This is a genomic window from Weissella sp. ESL1177 (assembly GCF_058107185.1).
The window spans coordinates 2,117,464-2,136,918 of the sequence record NZ_CM176591.1 but is presented as its reverse complement, the minus strand read 5'-3'; the positions used below and the strand labels follow the sequence as shown (position 1 = coordinate 2,136,918).

Genomic DNA, 19,455 nt, shown 5'->3' with positions numbered 1-19,455 from the left:
AACTGGTTACTGAATGTTACTCAAAAAAGTTGTCATAATTTTATTGTGCCAAACTAAAAAAGCCGAACATCGTCGCATCATGCGGACGGTTTCGACCAGTGTCGTTATATTGTCGATCTCTATGACACTCTCGACGGATAGGTGGTAGTCAAACAGTTGATTGTTAACTCCATAAACATATGCATTATTACTAATAATGACGCCATTGTCACCATCTTCTGTCTAACTTTTTCAGTGTGATTGGTTATAAAACACTCATCACTGACTTAGAAATATATTAATACCATAATACTGGATTATATCTCTATATGTGTTTCTAATATATTTTGCGTTTCCCCTCAAGCAGTAACTTCATAATACCTTAAATAACACTTAAAGTAAATATATAATCCATTTTATTTGATCATATTACGTTATTTTTATATTTTATTACCAATAAAATATAAAAACGTTCGGATTATACTAGCATAGTTAATGCAAAAACGAACATTACGTTTAATTCACTGGTATGATCATTTTCAAAAAATATAATCATCAATTATAACTGTTAATCTAAAAAACCATCAATTCACCAAATTATAATGGTATAATCGACAGTTTTTCATTCAACTCTATGGGTTGCCTTATTAAGGCACTATTGTTCTCAACTTAGTCTGGATAATTAGATTTTATTCATTATTTGGCTGGTACCTTCACATCACCATCAATAATTTTCTTCTTCGCATCTTGAACAGCTTGCCAAGCATCACTTGACATGTGACCACGTGTTACAGCCACACCTTTATCATCTAAGCCATAAATCAAATGCTTTCCACCAGGAAAATTACCCTTCGCTGTTTTGTTCGTGACATCAACAACAGCCTTGCCAACACGCTTAACAGCAGACGTTAGTGTAAAGTTAGATTTACCATCTTTGGCAGTATAGGCACCATCAGCATTTTGATCACGGTCAACACCAACGACCCAAACCTTATCTGACGCATTTTTACTTTCGTTTAAGTCCTTTGCTTCAGTAAACACACCAGCACCTGAACCACCAGCTGCAGAATAGACCACATCGGCACCATTTTGATACATCGTTGAGGCAATCGTCTTACCCTTTCCTGCATCAGTAAAGCTACCAACATATTGTGCATCAACTTTAATATCAGGATTAACAGATTTTGCACCTGCAGTAAATCCAGCTTCAAACGTTTCAACAACAGCTGACTTCATACCACCCACAAAACCAACCTTATTTGTCTTAGTTGTTTTTGCTGCTGCAACACCAGCCAAATATGATGATTGCTCTGATTTAAATGTAACTGAAACGGTATTCTTACGAGCTTTAGCAACATCATCAATAATCATATAATTTGTATCTGGATGCTTTTTTGATTGCTCGTTAATTGTTGAGACAAGTTGGAACCCAATACCATAAATGTTTTTAAAACCATCTGAACGTGCTTGGTCCATATTTGTCGTAAAATCAGCACTTGTCTTTGAAGGATAATAAGCATAACCACCCTTACCTTGCTTGACATTATTTGCCTTTGCCCATGACTTCATACCTTCCCAAGCTGATTGGTTAAATGACTTATCATCTATCCCACCACCATCAGTCACCAAAGCAATTGAAGTCTTATCACTCTTTGCATCATTTGACTTGTTTCCAGATAAGGCAGCATATGCGCCTCCTGCAATTATAACCACTGCAGCACCTGCTACCCACATCTTTGCGTTTGAAGCCATTTTTTATCCCCTTTTACTAAATGATTACCAATATTGTTCGTCTATTACGAATTACAATATAAATATAATGGGTCGTTATCAAAAAGTAAAGCACTTTGTTCGTTTTTATGGTTATTAAAGCTAAATAAGTAAAAAAATTAAGACAAAAGACGAACAATGTCGTTTTGTCTTAATTTTACTAACTAATTTACGAGTCGCACAAGGTATGTTTCTGGCACAAATCCTCTCACTGCATTATAAATCCGCTTCGCACGAGATTCCTTTTCCGAAATTGCAAAAACCGTTGGCCCAGTACCAGACATTTGCGCTGCATCAGCACCAAAATCATACATTTTTTTCTTTAATTTCAAAATTTCTGGATATTTTGTGCCTGTAATTGTCTCAAGGACATTGAACATTTTATGATAAGTCGCTTGAAAATCACCTGCATTCACTGCATGCATCAATCCAATCATATCACCGTGTTGCATATCTGAATAATCAACTAACTTTAAAATTTTAGGTGTCGATACGCTAATGCCTGGTTTAGAGACAATGATCCATAGTGCTGGTAACGCCCGTTGCAATGGCTCAACAATTTCCCCACGCCCACGTACCCGAGCAGGTCGTGAATAAACACAAAAGGGGACATCGGCATCAATACGTAACCCAATAATTGCTAATTTTTCTTCTGTATAGTGCAGCTGCCAAATACGATTTAAGCCACGTAATACAGCTGCTGCATCCGATGAACCACCACCTAATCCTGCCGCAACTGGAATGCGTTTCATAATATGAATTTCAATACCTTCATTTTTACCAGCCATATCACGCATTAATTTCGCCGCTTGGTAGGCTAAATTTTTTTCATTCAAAGGTAACAAGCCACTTGTTGATTCAACAATAATTTTTTGATGATTAGTCGTTGTGCGAATAGTCACCGTGTCAGCTAGATCGATGGCCACCATTAACATATCCCACTCCTGTTCACCATTTTTATGAATAAAAGGGGTATCAAGGCTAATATTTAACTTTGCGTATGCTTGTTCTAATACTTCCATCGTAGCCAAATCCTTTCACAAGTTATTCTAATTATAGCAAGTTGCTTTTAATTACGAAACAATGTCTTGTTATAATAAAGCAGCATAAAACGCTAAGGTGTTGGTCTGCATTGCATCCATATTTTTTGTGAGACAATGACTACCATGAACGTTGCTTATCGTTCTAGTAATTGAACAATTGATTTATCGAAAAAGAAAACTAATTTAGCCATCATTTCACTAGCAACAAAAATATCAACTAAACTTTTTAGACTTTTAAGGGCTTGGCACTACTCATTTTTAAAAACGAGCAGCCAAGCCCTTTTGATAACGTCCCCTTATTTCATCAACTTAAAGCTACTTTAGATATTGTTGTGCAATATGACGATACACGTCTACCATTGCGAAATAAGTATCACGTTCAACATATTCATTTGCTTTGTGCGCAGTTGTATTACCTGGCCCAATAATTGCTAACTGCATATTAGGATTACCACGCAAAAATTCGGTCGCATCTGTTCCCAATGATACAGCGATTGCTGGGGCTGCAACTGGTTCAGACAAATAACTTGGGACGATTGATTGTATCATTTTAATCAACGGTCCATCCTTAGGTGCAACAACAGCATCATCGTATGCCTTGACACGCAAACTTAACTGCATTGTATTATCAGTACGATTAACGTCAGTCACTAATTGGCTTAGTCGTGCGATCAATTCTTCAGCTGGCAGTTCAGGAATAAGTCGTGCAAATTCAGTTAGTGTCGCAGAATCAGGTACTGAATTGGGTTGACTCCCACCACGAATAACGTTAGCCCCTTGCATCGTTTTTGCCAAGACTGGACTTTCTTCAGTTAAATCATCGTAAAACTTTTTTTCTGCTTGATAATAGGTAATCAAATGATCGATGGCATTAATTCCTAATTTTGGCATAGAACTATGGGCAGCCTTACCAGTTGCTGTCACTTCATATGCCAAAAATCCTTTGTGAGCGAAAAATATAAAGTGTTGTTCTTTTGCCGTCGCATTAGTCATTGCTTGTTTTAAATTAGTAAGCGTTTGCTCATCGATAACCGCACCACCACTAGCAAAATAATCTGAAATTTCTGATAGTGCGACACCAGTGGGTTCACCAATGATGACAGCATCAACGTCATCCAAATAACCATCAGCAACTAGTTTTTTTGCACCAGTCTCTGTTCCTTCTTCATCAACAGTCGCAATAAATCGTAACGTTCCATGGAGCGATTGCTTTTCATCATGAAGTTCAACCATTGCCATGGCAAAATCGGCCAAGCCACCTTTCATATCAGTCACGCCACGACCATAGAGTTTGTTATGACGTTCATCAAGTTGAAAGGGGGCTGTTTGCCACGTGCTTGTATCCCCCTCATGAACAGTATCAATATGGCCAGCAAAAGCCAACACTGGTCCTTGTCCATCTCCAATTTCAGCAACTAAATTCGCTCTGCCTGGTGACACATAAACTAATTGACTTTTAATATCATGTGCTAAAAAATACGCCTGTAAATATTTTGCAACTGCTTCTTCATGACCAGCCACTGTATTTATTGCAACTAAATCACTTAATAGCGTTATTTTTTCTTGATCTGTCATACATTACTCCTCTGTCGGTATTCTAATCTAATCTTAATATAGCATTGATAAATTAGCAAAATAATTTAAAAAGCGTATAACAAAAGATTGAGATTTTCAAATCATCTTTTGTTATACGCTTTTTGCAGCATGATTGCTTAGTCTTCTTCATAACGAATGGTGTGTTTATACCCCACTAAAATACTAAATAATACACCTGTAAATGCCACAAACGTCAATGCTGCAGCAGCATAGAATAAGGTATGATAGCCTTGCGCCTGAATAATAAAACCTCCTACTAAAGGCCCAACAGCTCTACCAACAGAAGGTGCAGCAGCAGATAATCCTTGGTAACGTCCTTTCAAAGCCATTGGTGTTAATTCATTAACTAATGCAGGAATCATTGGGAAAGCAGTTGCTTCACCAATCGTCGTAATAATCATGGCCAAAGCAAAACCACCAAAATGATGACTAAAAGGCAACACTAGAAAGGACAAACCAAACATAATAATACCGACAAATATTTGAATAAACATTGATCGTCGATTAGCCGATAAATTTAAGGCATTCATCCCTAATTGAATAATTGCAATTAATACACCATTAATCGTCCATAAAATAGAATATTGCCAAAGCGGTAATTTCAGAACACTATTCATATAAACAGAAACATTTCCTTGCCATTGCGCATATGAAATCCATAAAATCACTAAGCCTAACACACTCGCATAAATAAGTACGAGATTCCATTTCGGTAATCTTATTTTTGTTGCTAATGTTTCCCGACTCTGATTGCCCAAATCAATCCGGAATTTCACGTGTACAATCACAAACAACACGATATACAATAGTAACGCCAATAAAAATAGCCATGTGATACCGAAAGGATAAATTGGTCCAACTAAAGCCGTTGAAAATACCATCCCAAAATTACTCATAAAATACAGCATGTTAAATACGAATCGCCCATCATGTGACCGAACTTGTGTCCCATAGGCATTAATTGCGGCTGTCAACCAGCCACCAAAAAAGCCAACCATCGTTAAAATAATGGCATATATTGGCCAACCATGCCATAAAATGAACGCAATTTGCAAAATCATCATCGATATCACACCAAACTGAATCAGTTGATAGGGTTTAAAGCAATCAAATAAACGTCCACTAATAATTGAACCAATTGCTTGACCAATTGCATTCGCCATCATAACCCACCCAATAGTTACAAGGGTTTGATACAGCTCATTGTATAAATAAACCGAAGTGAGTGGCCAAATAAAGCCAAACGCGAAACTATTAATAAAACTTGCTGTTAATAACCAGCGCAATGACATTCCTTGCGCACTACTTTGCATGATAAACCTCTTTTCATTTTGCCCACACAAAATAGAGCGAGGTTAATGAATTTAATCATCAACCTCGTTCTTCACGATTTACGACACCTACATGTTAACCAAAACCACCTGGCTCTTCATTATGAAAATCAATATTAGAAAATTTATTGTATGACTTTACAAATAATAATCGTGCAGTTCCACGAGCACCAGAACGATTTTTCTCTAAAATAACTTCAATTTCACCAATATCTTGCTGCTCTTCCTCACGTGGATCATTTTGGTTATCCGCATCATCGTTTGATTTTTCATAATAATCATCACGATATAAAAATGCCACGATATCCGCATCCTGCTCAATAGAACCAGATTCACGAATATCTGATAACATTGGTCGTTTATCTTGGCGTTGCTCAACACTACGTGATAATTGTGACAATGCAATGATTGGCACATTCATTTCCATCGCCATCATCTTGATTGCTCGTGAAATTGCCGAGACTTCTTGTTGACGTCCTTCATTACGAGTTCCCTCAATCAATTGCAAATAATCAATGATCACAAGTCCTAAGCGTCCTTCACGCTTATAAAGGCGTCGTAACTTTGAGCGAATCTCTGTCACCTTAATACCTGGTGTATCATCAATGTAAATGTTCGTTCGTGCTAATGAACCAGTTGCCACGGCCAATGCGTTCCATTCGTCTGACTCTAACTGTCCCGTTCGCATATGTTGTGAATTAATATTACCCTCTGCTGCTAACATACGATTAACTAACGCCGTGTCTGGCATTTCCAAAGAGAATATGACCACTGGCAATGTCGGATCAGCAACCGCCACTTTTTGCGCAATGTTTAGCACGAAGGCCGTTTTACCTACGGCCGGACGGGCAGCAATAATAATCATCTCGCCTTCATGAAAGCCTGTTGTTAAATTATCTAACGCTGGAAAACCCGAAGCAAGTCCCGTTACTGTTTCATCAGTTCTTGAATTTTGTTCAATTTGTTCGAACGACTTATTAACAACATCGGCAATATTTTTAAAATCGGCACTTTTTTCGCCACCGTTAATTAAGTCTAACTTTGTCGAAAGATCTGCCACAGCATCATCAACTGAATCACTACCCTCATATGTTTGTGTCAAACTATCCTGCAGTGTATCAATCATATTACGGCGCACTGAACGTTCACGCACAATGCGTGCATAATACAATGCATTGCCTGCAACTGGTACGCTTGATGCTAATTCGGTTAAGTAGGCCATGCCACCAACATTTTCAACTTGATTATCTTTATCCAATTCATCAGTAATTGTTAAGATATCAATAGCACGTTGTGACTCATCAAGTGCTAAGATAGCTGAATAAATTAAGCGATGTGCTGTCCGATAAAAATCATCTGGTTCCAGAATTGTCATTAAATCAGCTAATAGATCTTGTGGATCCGTTGCTAATAAAATTGACCCCAGTACAGCTTGTTCTGCTTCAACATCTTGTGGCACTTGTAATGGTGCAGCCTCATTTTGATCAGCCATGTGAACATAACCTCCTTTCACAAATAATCCATTTCTCATTGTATCAAATAACCAACAATTTTGCCTATCGTTACTGTCATCTTTTGACACTAGTTTAAAACCAGCAACCCACCAAATAAAAATGGTTAGATTACTGGCTCTTTGATGAGATATGATGACAATATCTCAACTGATAGGTTATTGTTCATCCGTGTGAACACGAATTGTTGCTTCAACATCACGATGAAGTTTCACCTTAACATTACGATAACCCAATGCGCGAATAGGTTCTTTCATATCCATTTTGCGCTTATCAATTTTAATATCGTACTGGTTTAACAAAGCTGCCACTACTTGTTTTGATGAAATCGCACCAAACAAACGCCCATCTTTACCTGCTTTTGCTTTTAACTCAACAACAGTTGCATCATCTTCTAATTTATTTTTTAAAGCAATTGCTGCTTCTTTTTCTTCAGCAGCCTCACGATCCGCCGCTTTCTTCTGACCACGTAAAGCAGAGACATTAGCATTTGTTGCTGCTTGTGCCTTATGATTCTTAATCAAGAAATTATTAGCATAACCATCTGGCACATTTTTTACTTCACCTTTTTTTCCACGACCCTTAACATCTTCTAAGAAAATAACTTTCATTATTCATACCTTCTTCTAACTAATTTTCTTGATCACTATCTTTATTAAGTTCGGTCAACAGCATCTGGTAAACATCTTCAGTGGTCGCTTCTTTAACTTGGGTAGCCGCGTTACTTAAATGACCACCGCCACCCATTGCTTCCATTACTAATTGGACACTAACGGTTCCTGTAGAACGGGCCGAAACAGCAACAGTATCGGCATCTCTACGAGTAATAACATATGCTGAAGACACACCAATCATTTGTAACAACGAGTCTGATGCTTGTGCTGCAACGACTGAATCATACTGCACATCATCTTCACCAACAACAATGGCAACTGTATCATGTATTTGCGCACGCTCAATAAGATGTGCCCGATTTCGATACGAATCAACCGATTCTTTCATAAAGTCTTGTAATAAAGTTCCGTCTGCGCCCACGGCACGTAAATAACTTGCCGCATCAAACGTTCGTGTACCTGACCGTAATGTAAATGACTTCGTATCAATTTGAATACCAGCTAACATTGCCGTTGCTTCCAAACGTCTAAGTCCTTGGGCACGACGTGGTTGATACTCAAATAATTCTGCAACCAATTCTGAAGTTGATGACGCATACGATTCCACATACACCAATTGTGGTTCTTCAGGAAACTCTTCACCGCGTCGATGGTGATCAATAATAACAACACGGTCTTTCATTGCTTCGTATACTTCTTGTGACTCTGATAACGATGGCTTCGAATGATCAACAATAACTAACAAACTTTGATCCGTCATCTGACTTAACACTTCACTCGGTGTGAGCATCGCATTCTCATCGGAAGCATCTTCTGCTAACTGACCCAATAATAATTGAATATCAGAGTGCTCTTGGCCCGTTTCTTCATAAACAATCCAAGCTGGTTTACCCAACATTTCAGCTAACCGCCGAACACCTAAGGCGCCACCAAACGAATCCATATCTGGTCGTTTATGCCCCATGACAAACACTTGATCCGCTTGGTCAAACAAATCAGCCAAAGCTTGTGAAATCACACGTGCACGAACACGCGTTCTTTTTGCCATTGGATTTGTATTTCCCCCATAGAATCTTGCAGAACCAGTAGATGACTTCACAACAACCTGATCGCCACCACGACCTAATGCCAAGTCCAAGTTAGCTTGTGCATTTTCAGCTAATACATCGATAGCCATTTCATTATAAGCAATCCCAATACTTAATGTAATTTGTGCATTTTGCATTGAAGTTGACTCACGAATGGCTTTTAACAGATTAAATTTATCATTTTCTGCTTTCTTCAATGCTTCGCGGTAACCAATCATTAAATACCGATCAACTGATAAACGCCGAACGTAGATATCGTGGTCCGCCATCCAATCAGATAACGTTTTCGTAACATATGTACGTAATGTCGATGCATCTGCATCACTCATGCCTTCGGTTACTTCATCATAATTATCAAGCGATACAATCCCTAAAAATAATTTATGATTTTCATAATCTGCTGATATTTTAGCAGATGTTGTCCGATCCATTAGATAGACCGCATTCAACTCTGGCTGCACTTGTAATTGAAAAATATGACCCAACCAATTCAATTCTGTTATTCTCTTAGTTTCATCTGGCCACACAGTAACAATTTCAGCTAATTGCTCAGACACCTGCTGCAAATCGCTGCCAACAATCGTTTCATCACCTAATAATTGTTGCAAATAAGGATTGACCCATTCAATTTCTCCATCATCTGTACAAAGAATAACACCTAGTGGCATTTGAATAATGGCTTCTTGCTCACCACGATTAATGCGATAAGATAAATTTTCAATATAATGGGTTGTTTGTTCGCTCAAGCCTTGTAGTGTTTTAAAAATGACTATTAGCGCAATGACAACTAAAACTAACCAAATAATACCGACAATCCAATTGACCAACCAGGCCAAAATTGCCCCCACAATTGCAATGAACGATACTAAGGTTGCCATGCCAGCAAGGCGCTGATTTTTAAAGAATGTCGGTAACGCTGTAAAATTCCTCACCCGTCTCACCTAACCTATTCTTTTATTTGTATCGTATAATTATAACATAAACGCTCATCACGATAAAATTGACCCTAATAAAATAAGACGAAAGATTGTTGCTCAAATCAGTCAGAGCTTACACATTCTTCCGTCTTATTTTCATTTTTAATCAATTAACCCGAATTCACGAGCACGTTCTTGATACATGGCAACTTCATCTTCACCGGCCCAAACAAAATGTTGTGGGGCGATTTCAACCATTTGTCTATCACGTCCATCTAATTCATCAGTTGGATCATATACCAATGGTACACGTTGCTCTTCAACGCTTGGATCGGGTACCGGGATCGAGCTCAACAATGAACGCGTATAATCATGTAGCGGATGATTATAGACTTCATCGGCAGATCCTATTTCAACCATTTTACCCCAGTGCATAACACCAATACGATCTGAGATATACTTGACCATCGACAAATCGTGGGCAATAAACAAATAAGTTAATCCTTGTTGGACTTGTAAATCTTTCAGCAAATTAACCACTTGTGCTTGAATCGAAACATCCAATGCTGAAATAGGTTCGTCAGCAATGATGAATTTTGGACGCACTGCAAGTGCCCGCGCAATACCAATACGTTGTCGCTGACCACCTGAAAATTCATGTGGGTAACGACTAGAATGGTCACGGTTTAAACCAACAATTTCCAATAGATCTTCGACTTGCTTAGAACGATCCGCTGCATCCTTTGCTAAATGATTAACATCAATACCTTCCGCTACAATATCCTTAACTTTCATACGTAAATCAAGAGATGCTTGTGGGTCTTGGAAAATCATTTGCACTGCTTGATGGAACTTGCTTAGTTTATCATGCTTCTTTAACTTTGCAAGGTCTTCACCTTCAAATAAAATCTTACCATTTGTTGGTTCATATAGTTTCATAATGGCACGACCTATTGTTGTCTTACCTGATCCTGATTCCCCAACCAAACCAAAAGTTTCACCTTCATAGATATCAAAGGAAGCATTTTGAACCGCTTTTGTTTCATTAGATTTTCCTTCATTAAAAGTAATATCTAATCCTTGTATTTCAACTAACTTTTTACGATCATCAGCCATTATTTGCCACCTCCATTTCCTAGAACAGCAGCATTATCGACTGGAACAGCCTTTGAACGGTCCGCTTCTGGATGTTCAGCTTGGAAACGTGCCCATCGCTTTTGCACCTCTAACGGTGGCTCAACTTCCGGTGCTCTTTCGTCTAACAACCAAGTTGCAGCATAATGTGTCTGTGATAGCTTGAAGTAAGGTGGTTTCACCTTTTCATCAGCTGCAATAGCATAGCGATTACGTGGTGCAAAGGCATCACCAGCCGGTGGATTCAATAGATCAGGTGGCGTTCCTGGAATAGCTTCCAACTTACCACGTTCTGTTTTAGTCGTCGGCATTGAATTTAGCAAGCCCCACGTATATGGATGTTGTGGAAAGTTAAAGACTTCATCAACTTTACCAATTTCAATAATCTCACCAGCATACATTACAGCAACACGATCAGCCATTCCGGCAACCACACCCAAATCGTGCGTAATGAAAATGATTGATGTCTCTGATTTTTCTTGAATATCCTTCATTAAATGAAGAATTTGGGCTTGAATAGTCACATCCAAAGCAGTCGTCGGTTCATCAGCAATCAAAATCTCTGGATTATCAATCAGTGCAATCGCAATAACAATACGTTGTCGCATACCACCAGAAAATTGGTGGGGATAATCATTAATATGAGCTTTTGCATTGGGAATACCCACTAATTTCATCATTTCTAAAGCTTTTTCCCAAGCTTTTTTCTTACTTAAATGTTGATGTTTAATTAACGGTTCTGCAATCTGTTGTCCAATTTTCATCGTTGGATCTAATGATGTCATAGGATCTTGGAAAATCATTGCAATTTCAGAACCACGAATTTTTTGCATTTGTGCTTCTGATTTGCCAATGATTTCCTCACCTTTAAAGGTAATTGATCCCTTTTCAACACGGGCATTTTTGGCTAACAATCCCATCAATGAACGTGTTGTGACTGATTTTCCTGATCCTGATTCACCCACAATTGCTAATGTCTCACCTTTGTACAAATCAAATGAAACATCGCGGATGGCCTGAACACTTCCATTATAAGTATTGAAATTGATTTTAAGGTCATCAACTTCAAGAATTTTCTCTGCCATATCTTCACTCTCTTCCATTAATCCTTTGTACGTGGATCAAACGCATCACGTAATCCATCACCTAATAAGTTAAATGCAATCATAATAATTCCTAAAACGACTGCCGGAATAACTAATTGATAAGGGTAGAATTGCATGGCTTTTTGTCCATCATTTAACAAAGTACCCAACGATGCCATCGGTACCGGAATACCCAATCCAATAAATGAGAGCAATGCCTCAAAGAAGATTGCAGATGGAATGGTAAACATTAGTTGAACGATAATTGTCGAGCTTAGATTAGGTACCAAATGCCGTAACCCAATCCGCCAAGTAGACGAACCTAATGTCCGTGCAGCTAAAATATAATCTTGTTCTTTCGCTGTCAAAACTTGTGCCCTGACCAATCTGGCCATCGACGTCCATGATGTCAAAGCAATTCCTAATGAAATTGAAAGCATACCTGGCTTCATAACTAAAATCAATAGCACGAAAACAACTAAATTAGGAATTGATGACACGATTTCAATAATTCGTTGCATGACCATATCTGTCTTACCACCACGCCAACCTGAGAGAATACCATAAGCAACACCAAAGGCCAAATCCATCAAAGTTGCAATCAATGCAACTTCCAATGAAATACGCGTACCATATAAAACACGTTTGAAGATATCTCGTCCAAATTGATCTGTTCCAAACCAGTAATTTTTCTTATCAGAAACCCCTGCTGATTTGTATTGGTCGACCTTTTTTCCATCCAGCTTAGCTTCACCAGTAAATCCAGGAATATCACCTAGTACACCTGGTAAACGAGCCGGTAAGTTTTGAATCGTCACATCTTGACGAGCAGTTGCGGTTGAATTAGCAACTGGCGTTGAAGCAAATGCAACTACAAAAACAAAGATCAATACCCAAAGCGAGATAAAAGCACCCTTATTCTTTTTTAAACGACGCCAAGCGTCTTTTAAGAAACTGACAGATGGCTTTAAAATCTTTTCATTGTCAGTTTGACGATCAGCGGGAAGCAATTGAAAATCATCTGCTGTTAAATTTACTTTTTCAGACATTAGCTACTCCTTCCTTATTTGGCCAATCGTATACGTGGATCAATAATTCCGTACAAGATATCGGTTAACAACAAAACGACCATCAACATCATTGAATAAACAATCGTTGTTCCCATGATGATTTGATAATCATTTGTCAAAATTGAATCAACGAATTGACTACCAATACCAGGAATCGAGAAGATGTTCTCCACAACAATTGATCCAGTCAACAAATTAACCGCCATTGGTCCAATCAATGTGACCAATGGAATCAATGAATTACGCAAAGCATGTTTCCAAATAATTTCATTCTTTGACAAGCCCTTCGCACGAGCTAATTCTATGTAATCTGAACCAAGCACATCAACCATTTCAGTTCGAATGAAACGAGCTGACGTTGCTAATGGACTCATGCCTAAAGCGATGGTTGGCAAAATAGTTGCTGCAAAACCTTTCCAACCAGCAATTGGTAACCAACCCAACTTTAGTCCAATCCAGTATTGTAGTAAAGCTGCGAATACGAATGAAGGAATTGAGATACCAAGAACGGCTAAGATTGATAGAAATGTATCAGTCTTAGTATTACGACGAACTGCAGCTGCTGCACCAAGACCAGTACCCGCAATCAAGCCAAAGATTAATGCTTGAATTCCTAGTTGTGCTGAAGGACCAAGGCGCTGGGCAACCAAAGTCGACACTTCTTGATTTGCGAATTGGAATGAAACACCAAAATTAAAATGTAGTGCATCCCAAAGATAAGTCACATATTGCACAATAACGGGCTTATCCAATCCATATTGAGCTTCAATCAACTTTTGTTGACTGGCAGATAAACGTTCCGCGTTAGCCAACGGTGATCCTGGCATCAACTTCATTAAGAAAAATGTTGCCGAAATAATCAAGATCAAAGTTAACACAATAATTGCTAACCGTTTAATTATATATTTGAACATGGCCATGCCTTCCCTATTTTTGTTTCTACTCATAATATGCTAGAAAGTCATTTCGAAAACAACCATACTCTCATATCTCATAGCTATTAATTAGATGTTTTTAATTTTACCAGACGTTGTGTGATTGTAAAAGAGTTTGTTATAAAAGCTCACATAAATATTTAATTTTTTATTAAAATGCCATCGCTTACATTGATGAAAAATCAATTTTTATTTAATGGGTTTTCATTTATTTTTTCTTTTGTCACACTGTTTTGCAAACTAATAATGAAACTCACGCTTATTTTCTAAAAATCCACTTTTTTAACCAATAATATTGTGTATTTTTAAAGATAAAAAAATGAGAGAGCAGGACAAATATATTATTTGTCACACCCCCTCCTTTTTTTACATCAGTCGATTTTTATCAGTTTCACTGAGAATATTACTTCTTGTAAGCCCACTTCCAATCGAATGGTGCGCCAACTGTATTTGAAACAACACCCTTAACTGATTGATTCAATAGTGATGGCTTAGCTTGGTAGTAAACTGGTGCAACTGCGGCATCCTGTTGTAGTAACTTTTCAGCCTTAGCATAGTCAGCGTAACGCTTCGTTGCGTCATTTACATCAGTTGTCTTAGCTGCCTTCATTGCATTATCGTAATCAGTATTCTTCCAGCTACCATTGTTAAATGATGAGTCAGATGTATACAAGTCCAAGAACGTTGATGGATCAGCGTAATCAGCACCCCAAATAGTGTTAACCATATCAAACTTCTTTTCATCAGATAATGAGATACGTTGCTTGAATGGCACTGTCTTAATTGTCACCTTCAAACCAGGCAACTTTTCCATTTGTGATTGGATAAATTGTGCAGAACGCTTTGCACCATCAGTATCGTCAGTCAAGTATTGCAAGGTAACCTTCTTCTTACCAGTTTCCTTCAAACCTTGCTTCCACAACTTCTTTGCTTCTTTCAAGTTGTAGCCAACAGCTGACTTATCAGAAGCCACCTTAGCGAAGTCCTTACCAGTTGCTGGATCCTTTGCTAACTTAGTTGATGTAAATGAAGTTGCTGGTGTTCCAGTACCACCAAGAATCTTTGAAGCCATTGTCTTACGATCGATCGACTTTGACAAAGCCATACGGATATTTTTATTATTCAAAGGCTTCTTGTGTTCATTAAATTCAATGAACGCTGTTGAAGCTTGTGAAATAACAACATAATCTTTCTTATTCTTTGAGGCCTTATATTGGTCAGGTGATAAGGTTGTATAGTCAACCTTCTTTGACTTGTACAAGTTATATCCTGTATTTTGATCCTTAATTGTTTGAATCGTAATCTTTGGCGTCTTTACAGTCTTAGCATCCCAATACGTTGGGTTCTTAACCAAAGAGAACTTGTTGTTTGAACCTGTCCAACCCTTCATCGTATATGGTCCGTTTGAGATCGTATACTTTGCAGCAGTACCATACTTCTTACCAACTTTATCAACAAACTTCTTATTTTGTGGTTCAAAAGTTGCCATTGTTAATACTGATTCTAGTTGTGGCATTGGTCGCTCAAGTGTGACTTGCAATGTCTTATCATCAAGTGCCTTAACACCTAAATCACTAACCGGCTTATCACCCTTTTGTACTTCATCGGCATTCTTAATGCCTGAATATAGGTAAGCATATTGTGAAGCAGTCTTTGGATCGTTCGTACGTTGCCAACCATAAACATAGTCACCTGCAGTAACAGGATCACCGTTAGACCACTTCATATCACGCAAATGGTATGTCAAAGTTAAGCCATCGTCTGACTTATCAACAGATGTTGCACCAGCCAATTGTGGCTTACCAGACTTGTCCATACGGTACAATCCCTCACCGATTGATTGTAAGTAATTAAAATCAATGGCGGCAGTTGTCTTCGAAGGGTCCATTGTCCCAACATTAGCACTTTCAGTCCAATTAATTGTCTTATACTTAGCGGCACTGGCCGTTACTGGTACAAAAGCTGATCCTAAGATAACCGCACCAGACAACAAGGCACTAACCTTTAATGTCTTATTCATATTTGTCCCCATTTCCTAACCACATTCATATAACGTGATAACTTTTTCATAATCATATAATAAACTTAAATCATAGTCAACGATTTTTTAAGTTCATTTTAATAAAACAATCTGTTTGAACATATGAATAACGCATCATTTATATCTTTATAAATGTTTGCTAACGCTATTTTATTTTTAGTCATCTATCTCATAATCAGCTCATTTTATACTGTTGTCATTTTCTCATTTTTCCTAAATAAAAAGGAAGTTCTCAACGATTAAGAACTTCCTTTCATAAAAACATCACCAATTTAGGCTGTCATACGTCGATCTAACATATCACCAATCTTTGAAATAATAAAGTTTAGGATAAAGTAAATGACTGCTAATGCAAAGAACATTGAAATGATTGCGCTAGGTTCTTGTGCATACACGATTTGGGCACGATAAGTCACTTCAGGCAACATAATAATCGTTGCCAGTGACGTATCCTTAATCAAAGACACAAATTGTGACACAATTGGCGGAATCATTTTCTTATAGGCTTGCGGTAAAATAATGTGCCACAAAGCTTGCTTAAAGTTTAATCCATTTGATAACGCACCTTCTAATTGGCCTTTAGGAACAGCTAAAATACCTGAACGAATAATTTCTGCCAGCATTGCAGATTCAAAAATCGTCAATGCAAAGATTGTCGATGTGATGACACCAAAATGAATCCCAATTTTTGGCAGAGCAAAATAGGTGAAAAAGATAATTAATAGCAATGGCAAATTACGAATCAAATCAATAATAAATCCGACAATTTGTGAGACATAAGGAATTTTGACATACCTAACCACTCCCAAAATTGAACCAATAATGAAACTCAGGATAATTGAAACAACTGCTACCTCAATCGTTACTCCTAGTCCCATCATCAAGAAACGCATATTCACCCACGAAAATGCTGAAAAGAACTCACTCATGCGCGACCTCCATTCTTTTCAAGTCTGTTTTCCAAATAACGCATATAATAACTCATTGGCATCGTTAGAATAAGATAGAATATACCAACAATAATAAATGGACCAAATGTGTCAAAAGTCATTTGTGAAATCTGATTTGCTTGATACATCAAATCTAGCCCTGCAACGAACGCTAGAACTGATGAGTTTTTAATTAAATTAATAAATTGATTACCAAGTGGTGGAATCACCAGTTTGAATGCTTGTGGTAAAACAATATAACGCATACCTTGCCACCACGAAAGTCCATTTGACATAGCACCCTCTAACTGTCCTTTTGGAACAGCATTAATACCTGCACGCACTGTTTCAGCAATAAACGCTGACGTATATAGTGTTAATCCAAAGGTTCCTGCTGCAAACCCACTGATTTTAATAACATTGGCAATAACAACATAAAAGAACATTGTGATAACCAATAGCGGAATATTTCTAACAACTTCGATATAAATACGCCCGATGATGTTGACTAATTTATTAGGCACAACTTCCATTAAGGCAAAAGCTGTTCCTAATATTAATGAACCAATCAAAGCTAGAATTGATGAAGCAATTGTCCAGCCAAATCCAGTCAGAAATTCACCAGCGTGTGATTGAAATAATGAGATCATTCTTTAGCCAACTCCTTCCAGTTCATACCCTTAACATTGCCGAACCATTTCTTGGCCATCTTAGCATAAGTACCATCTGACTTAATATCATCAATTGCCTTATTGACAGCCTTCACTAACTTAGGATTTTGTTTTTGCATTGCCACCCCGTATGGTTCCTTCGTAAAAGTACCACCACGAACTTCCAATGTCTTCGACCCTGCTGCCATACCATAGAGAATACCATTATCAGTTGTTAGGGCATCCCCTTGACCAGCTTTCAAAGCAGTTAATGCTGTAGCGTAATCTTGTAACCCAACAACCTTGGCTTTTGGCGCAAACTCTTTAATTTCATCAATTGATGTTGATCCTTGCACAGCTAACACACGTGCTTTAGGTGTATTCAATTGTTTGACATTATGATACTTACTTGATTTTTTAACCAAAATCGATTGTCCGGCATTAAAATATGATTGTGAAAAATCAACGACTTTTTGTCGATCAGGTGTAATCGACATCGTTGCAATAATGGCATCAATATTACCGTTTAACAACATTGGGACACGTGTACCAGATGTAATTTGTGTATATTCTACTTTAGCTTTTGGATTGACACGCTTTGTAATTTCCTTAGCCATATCAACATCAAATCCTTCAAGTTTACCTGTCTTGATGTTCATCAAACCCATTAATTTGGTATCACCTTTCACACCCCAATTCATGCGATTAGTTTTCATAATGCGATTATATGTCTCGTTTTTAGCAGTATCTGCATGAATAACTGTTTCCCCGGTTGCCCCAGCAAATAAGGTGACTGCAGCAGCTGCAAGAATTGACTTCATAACAACTTGAAACTTACTTTTCATGTTGCGCCTCCTTAACGAATAATTTGTGAGAGGAATTCCCGTGCACGTGGCTCCTTTGGATTAGCAAAGAATTCTTCAGTAGGTGAATCCTCTAAAATTTGACCCTTATCCATAAAAATAACACGGTCCGCAACTTTCTTAGCAAAGCCCATTTCGTGAGTCACGACTAATGTTGTCATTGATGAATCACTAACGATATCTTGAATAATCTGCAATACACCATTAATCATTTCAGGGTCCAACGCTGAAGTTGGCTCATCAAATAATAGGGCCTTTGGCTTCATTGCAAGTGAACGTGCAATGGCAATACGCTGTTGTTGTCCACCAGAAAGTGCAGCAGGTGACTTTTCAGCCTGATCAACTAATCCAACACGTTCAAGCAGTTCCATCGCAACTTTCTTATTTTCAGTCTCATCACGATGTAACACCAATCGTGGTGCTAACATAATATTTTCTAATACTGATTTATTCGCATACAAGTTGAAGTGTTGAAAAACCATACCAACATTCTTACGTGTACGGTTCATATCAGTCTTGGGATTCGCTAAATCTTGCCCATTAACGATTAGCTGTCCCCCCTGAACCGGTTCCAAACCATTTATCGTGCGAATTAACGTTGACTTTCCTGAACCAGATGGTCCAATTAAAACAACCGTTTCCCCAGCCTCTACCTTTAAATTGATGTCCGTCAATGCATGAAAATCTCCATAAAATTTATTGACATCTTTGAATTCGATCATCGACATAGTGGTTCCTCCTTGATAGATAACTCACCTCATGAAATTATCTTAGTATATAAAAATAACCCGTCGCGATTTTATTCGTGACGGGTCGCTAAACTAATAATAATCTTAAATTATCTAAAATGTCAATCATCTTGTTAAGTTTGTTGACATGAGAAATAATTCGATTTTAAT

16 protein-coding genes are annotated in these 19,455 nt (G+C 37.9%); all 16 read right to left on the bottom strand.

What is annotated here, in order from left to right:
• Positions 1–675 precede the first annotated feature (675 nt).
• Positions 676–1,731 (bottom strand): BMP family lipoprotein, encoded by a 1,056-nt coding sequence (locus tag AC3B5D_RS10355; RefSeq protein ID WP_489840117.1) that lies wholly within the window; start codon positions 1,729–1,731, stop codon positions 676–678.
• A gap of 182 nt (positions 1,732–1,913) precedes the next feature.
• Complete coding sequence (gene ispE / locus AC3B5D_RS10350; RefSeq protein WP_489840118.1) at positions 1,914–2,771, bottom strand: 4-(cytidine 5'-diphospho)-2-C-methyl-D-erythritol kinase; 858 nt, start codon at positions 2,769–2,771, stop codon at positions 1,914–1,916.
• A gap of 336 nt (positions 2,772–3,107) precedes the next feature.
• Positions 3,108–4,367, bottom strand: coding sequence for a M20/M25/M40 family metallo-hydrolase (locus AC3B5D_RS10345; protein ID WP_489840119.1), 1,260 nt, complete (start codon positions 4,365–4,367; stop codon positions 3,108–3,110).
• A 137-nt stretch (positions 4,368–4,504) separates the two neighbouring features.
• A complete protein-coding gene (locus AC3B5D_RS10340; RefSeq protein ID WP_489840120.1) occupies positions 4,505–5,701 on the bottom strand; it encodes an MDR family MFS transporter in 1,197 nt (398 codons plus the stop codon).
• A gap of 94 nt (positions 5,702–5,795) precedes the next feature.
• Complete coding sequence (gene dnaB / locus AC3B5D_RS10335; RefSeq protein WP_489840121.1) at positions 5,796–7,211, bottom strand: replicative DNA helicase; 1,416 nt, start codon at positions 7,209–7,211, stop codon at positions 5,796–5,798.
• Positions 7,212–7,388: 177 nt separating this feature from the next.
• The gene (rplI, locus tag AC3B5D_RS10330; protein WP_489840122.1) at positions 7,389–7,841 is read right to left on the bottom strand and encodes a 50S ribosomal protein L9; all 453 of its coding nucleotides are present in this window, start codon (positions 7,839–7,841) and stop codon (positions 7,389–7,391) included.
• 19 nt (positions 7,842–7,860) lie between these two features.
• Positions 7,861–9,864: a DHH family phosphoesterase gene (locus AC3B5D_RS10325; RefSeq protein WP_489840123.1), complete on the bottom strand. Its 2,004-nt coding sequence runs from the start codon at positions 9,862–9,864 to the stop codon at positions 7,861–7,863.
• Positions 9,865–10,011: 147 nt separating this feature from the next.
• Complete coding sequence (locus tag AC3B5D_RS10320; RefSeq protein ID WP_489840124.1) at positions 10,012–10,965, bottom strand: ABC transporter ATP-binding protein; 954 nt, start codon at positions 10,963–10,965, stop codon at positions 10,012–10,014.
• Entirely contained in the window at positions 10,965–12,068 is a 1,104-nt protein-coding gene (locus tag AC3B5D_RS10315) for an ABC transporter ATP-binding protein (protein WP_489840125.1), read from the bottom strand. Before AC3B5D_RS10315 ends, AC3B5D_RS10320 begins: the two co-directional genes overlap by 1 nt.
• A gap of 17 nt (positions 12,069–12,085) precedes the next feature.
• Positions 12,086–13,117, bottom strand: coding sequence for an ABC transporter permease (locus tag AC3B5D_RS10310; RefSeq protein WP_489840126.1), 1,032 nt, complete (start codon positions 13,115–13,117; stop codon positions 12,086–12,088).
• A 14-nt stretch (positions 13,118–13,131) separates the two neighbouring features.
• Positions 13,132–14,052, bottom strand: coding sequence for an ABC transporter permease (locus AC3B5D_RS10305; protein ID WP_489840127.1), 921 nt, complete (start codon positions 14,050–14,052; stop codon positions 13,132–13,134).
• A 424-nt stretch (positions 14,053–14,476) separates the two neighbouring features.
• Positions 14,477–16,093, bottom strand: a complete 1,617-nt coding sequence (locus tag AC3B5D_RS10300; RefSeq protein WP_489840128.1) for a peptide ABC transporter substrate-binding protein — start codon at positions 16,091–16,093, stop codon at positions 14,477–14,479.
• 293 nt (positions 16,094–16,386) lie between these two features.
• On the bottom strand, positions 16,387–17,043 hold the full coding sequence (locus AC3B5D_RS10295) for an amino acid ABC transporter permease (protein WP_489840129.1): 657 nt from the start codon (positions 17,041–17,043) through the stop codon (positions 16,387–16,389).
• Positions 17,040–17,693: an amino acid ABC transporter permease gene (locus AC3B5D_RS10290; RefSeq protein ID WP_489840130.1), complete on the bottom strand. Its 654-nt coding sequence runs from the start codon at positions 17,691–17,693 to the stop codon at positions 17,040–17,042. The genes AC3B5D_RS10295 and AC3B5D_RS10290 overlap by 4 nt, the downstream gene beginning before the upstream one ends.
• Positions 17,690–18,538 carry a transporter substrate-binding domain-containing protein gene (locus AC3B5D_RS10285; protein WP_489840131.1) on the bottom strand — a complete coding sequence of 283 codons (849 nt, stop codon included), beginning with the start codon at positions 18,536–18,538 and terminating at the stop codon, positions 17,690–17,692. The genes AC3B5D_RS10290 and AC3B5D_RS10285 overlap by 4 nt, the downstream gene beginning before the upstream one ends.
• Positions 18,539–18,549: 11 nt before the next feature.
• A complete protein-coding gene (locus AC3B5D_RS10280; RefSeq protein WP_489840132.1) occupies positions 18,550–19,284 on the bottom strand; it encodes an amino acid ABC transporter ATP-binding protein in 735 nt (244 codons plus the stop codon).
• Positions 19,285–19,455: the final 171 nt, after the last annotated feature.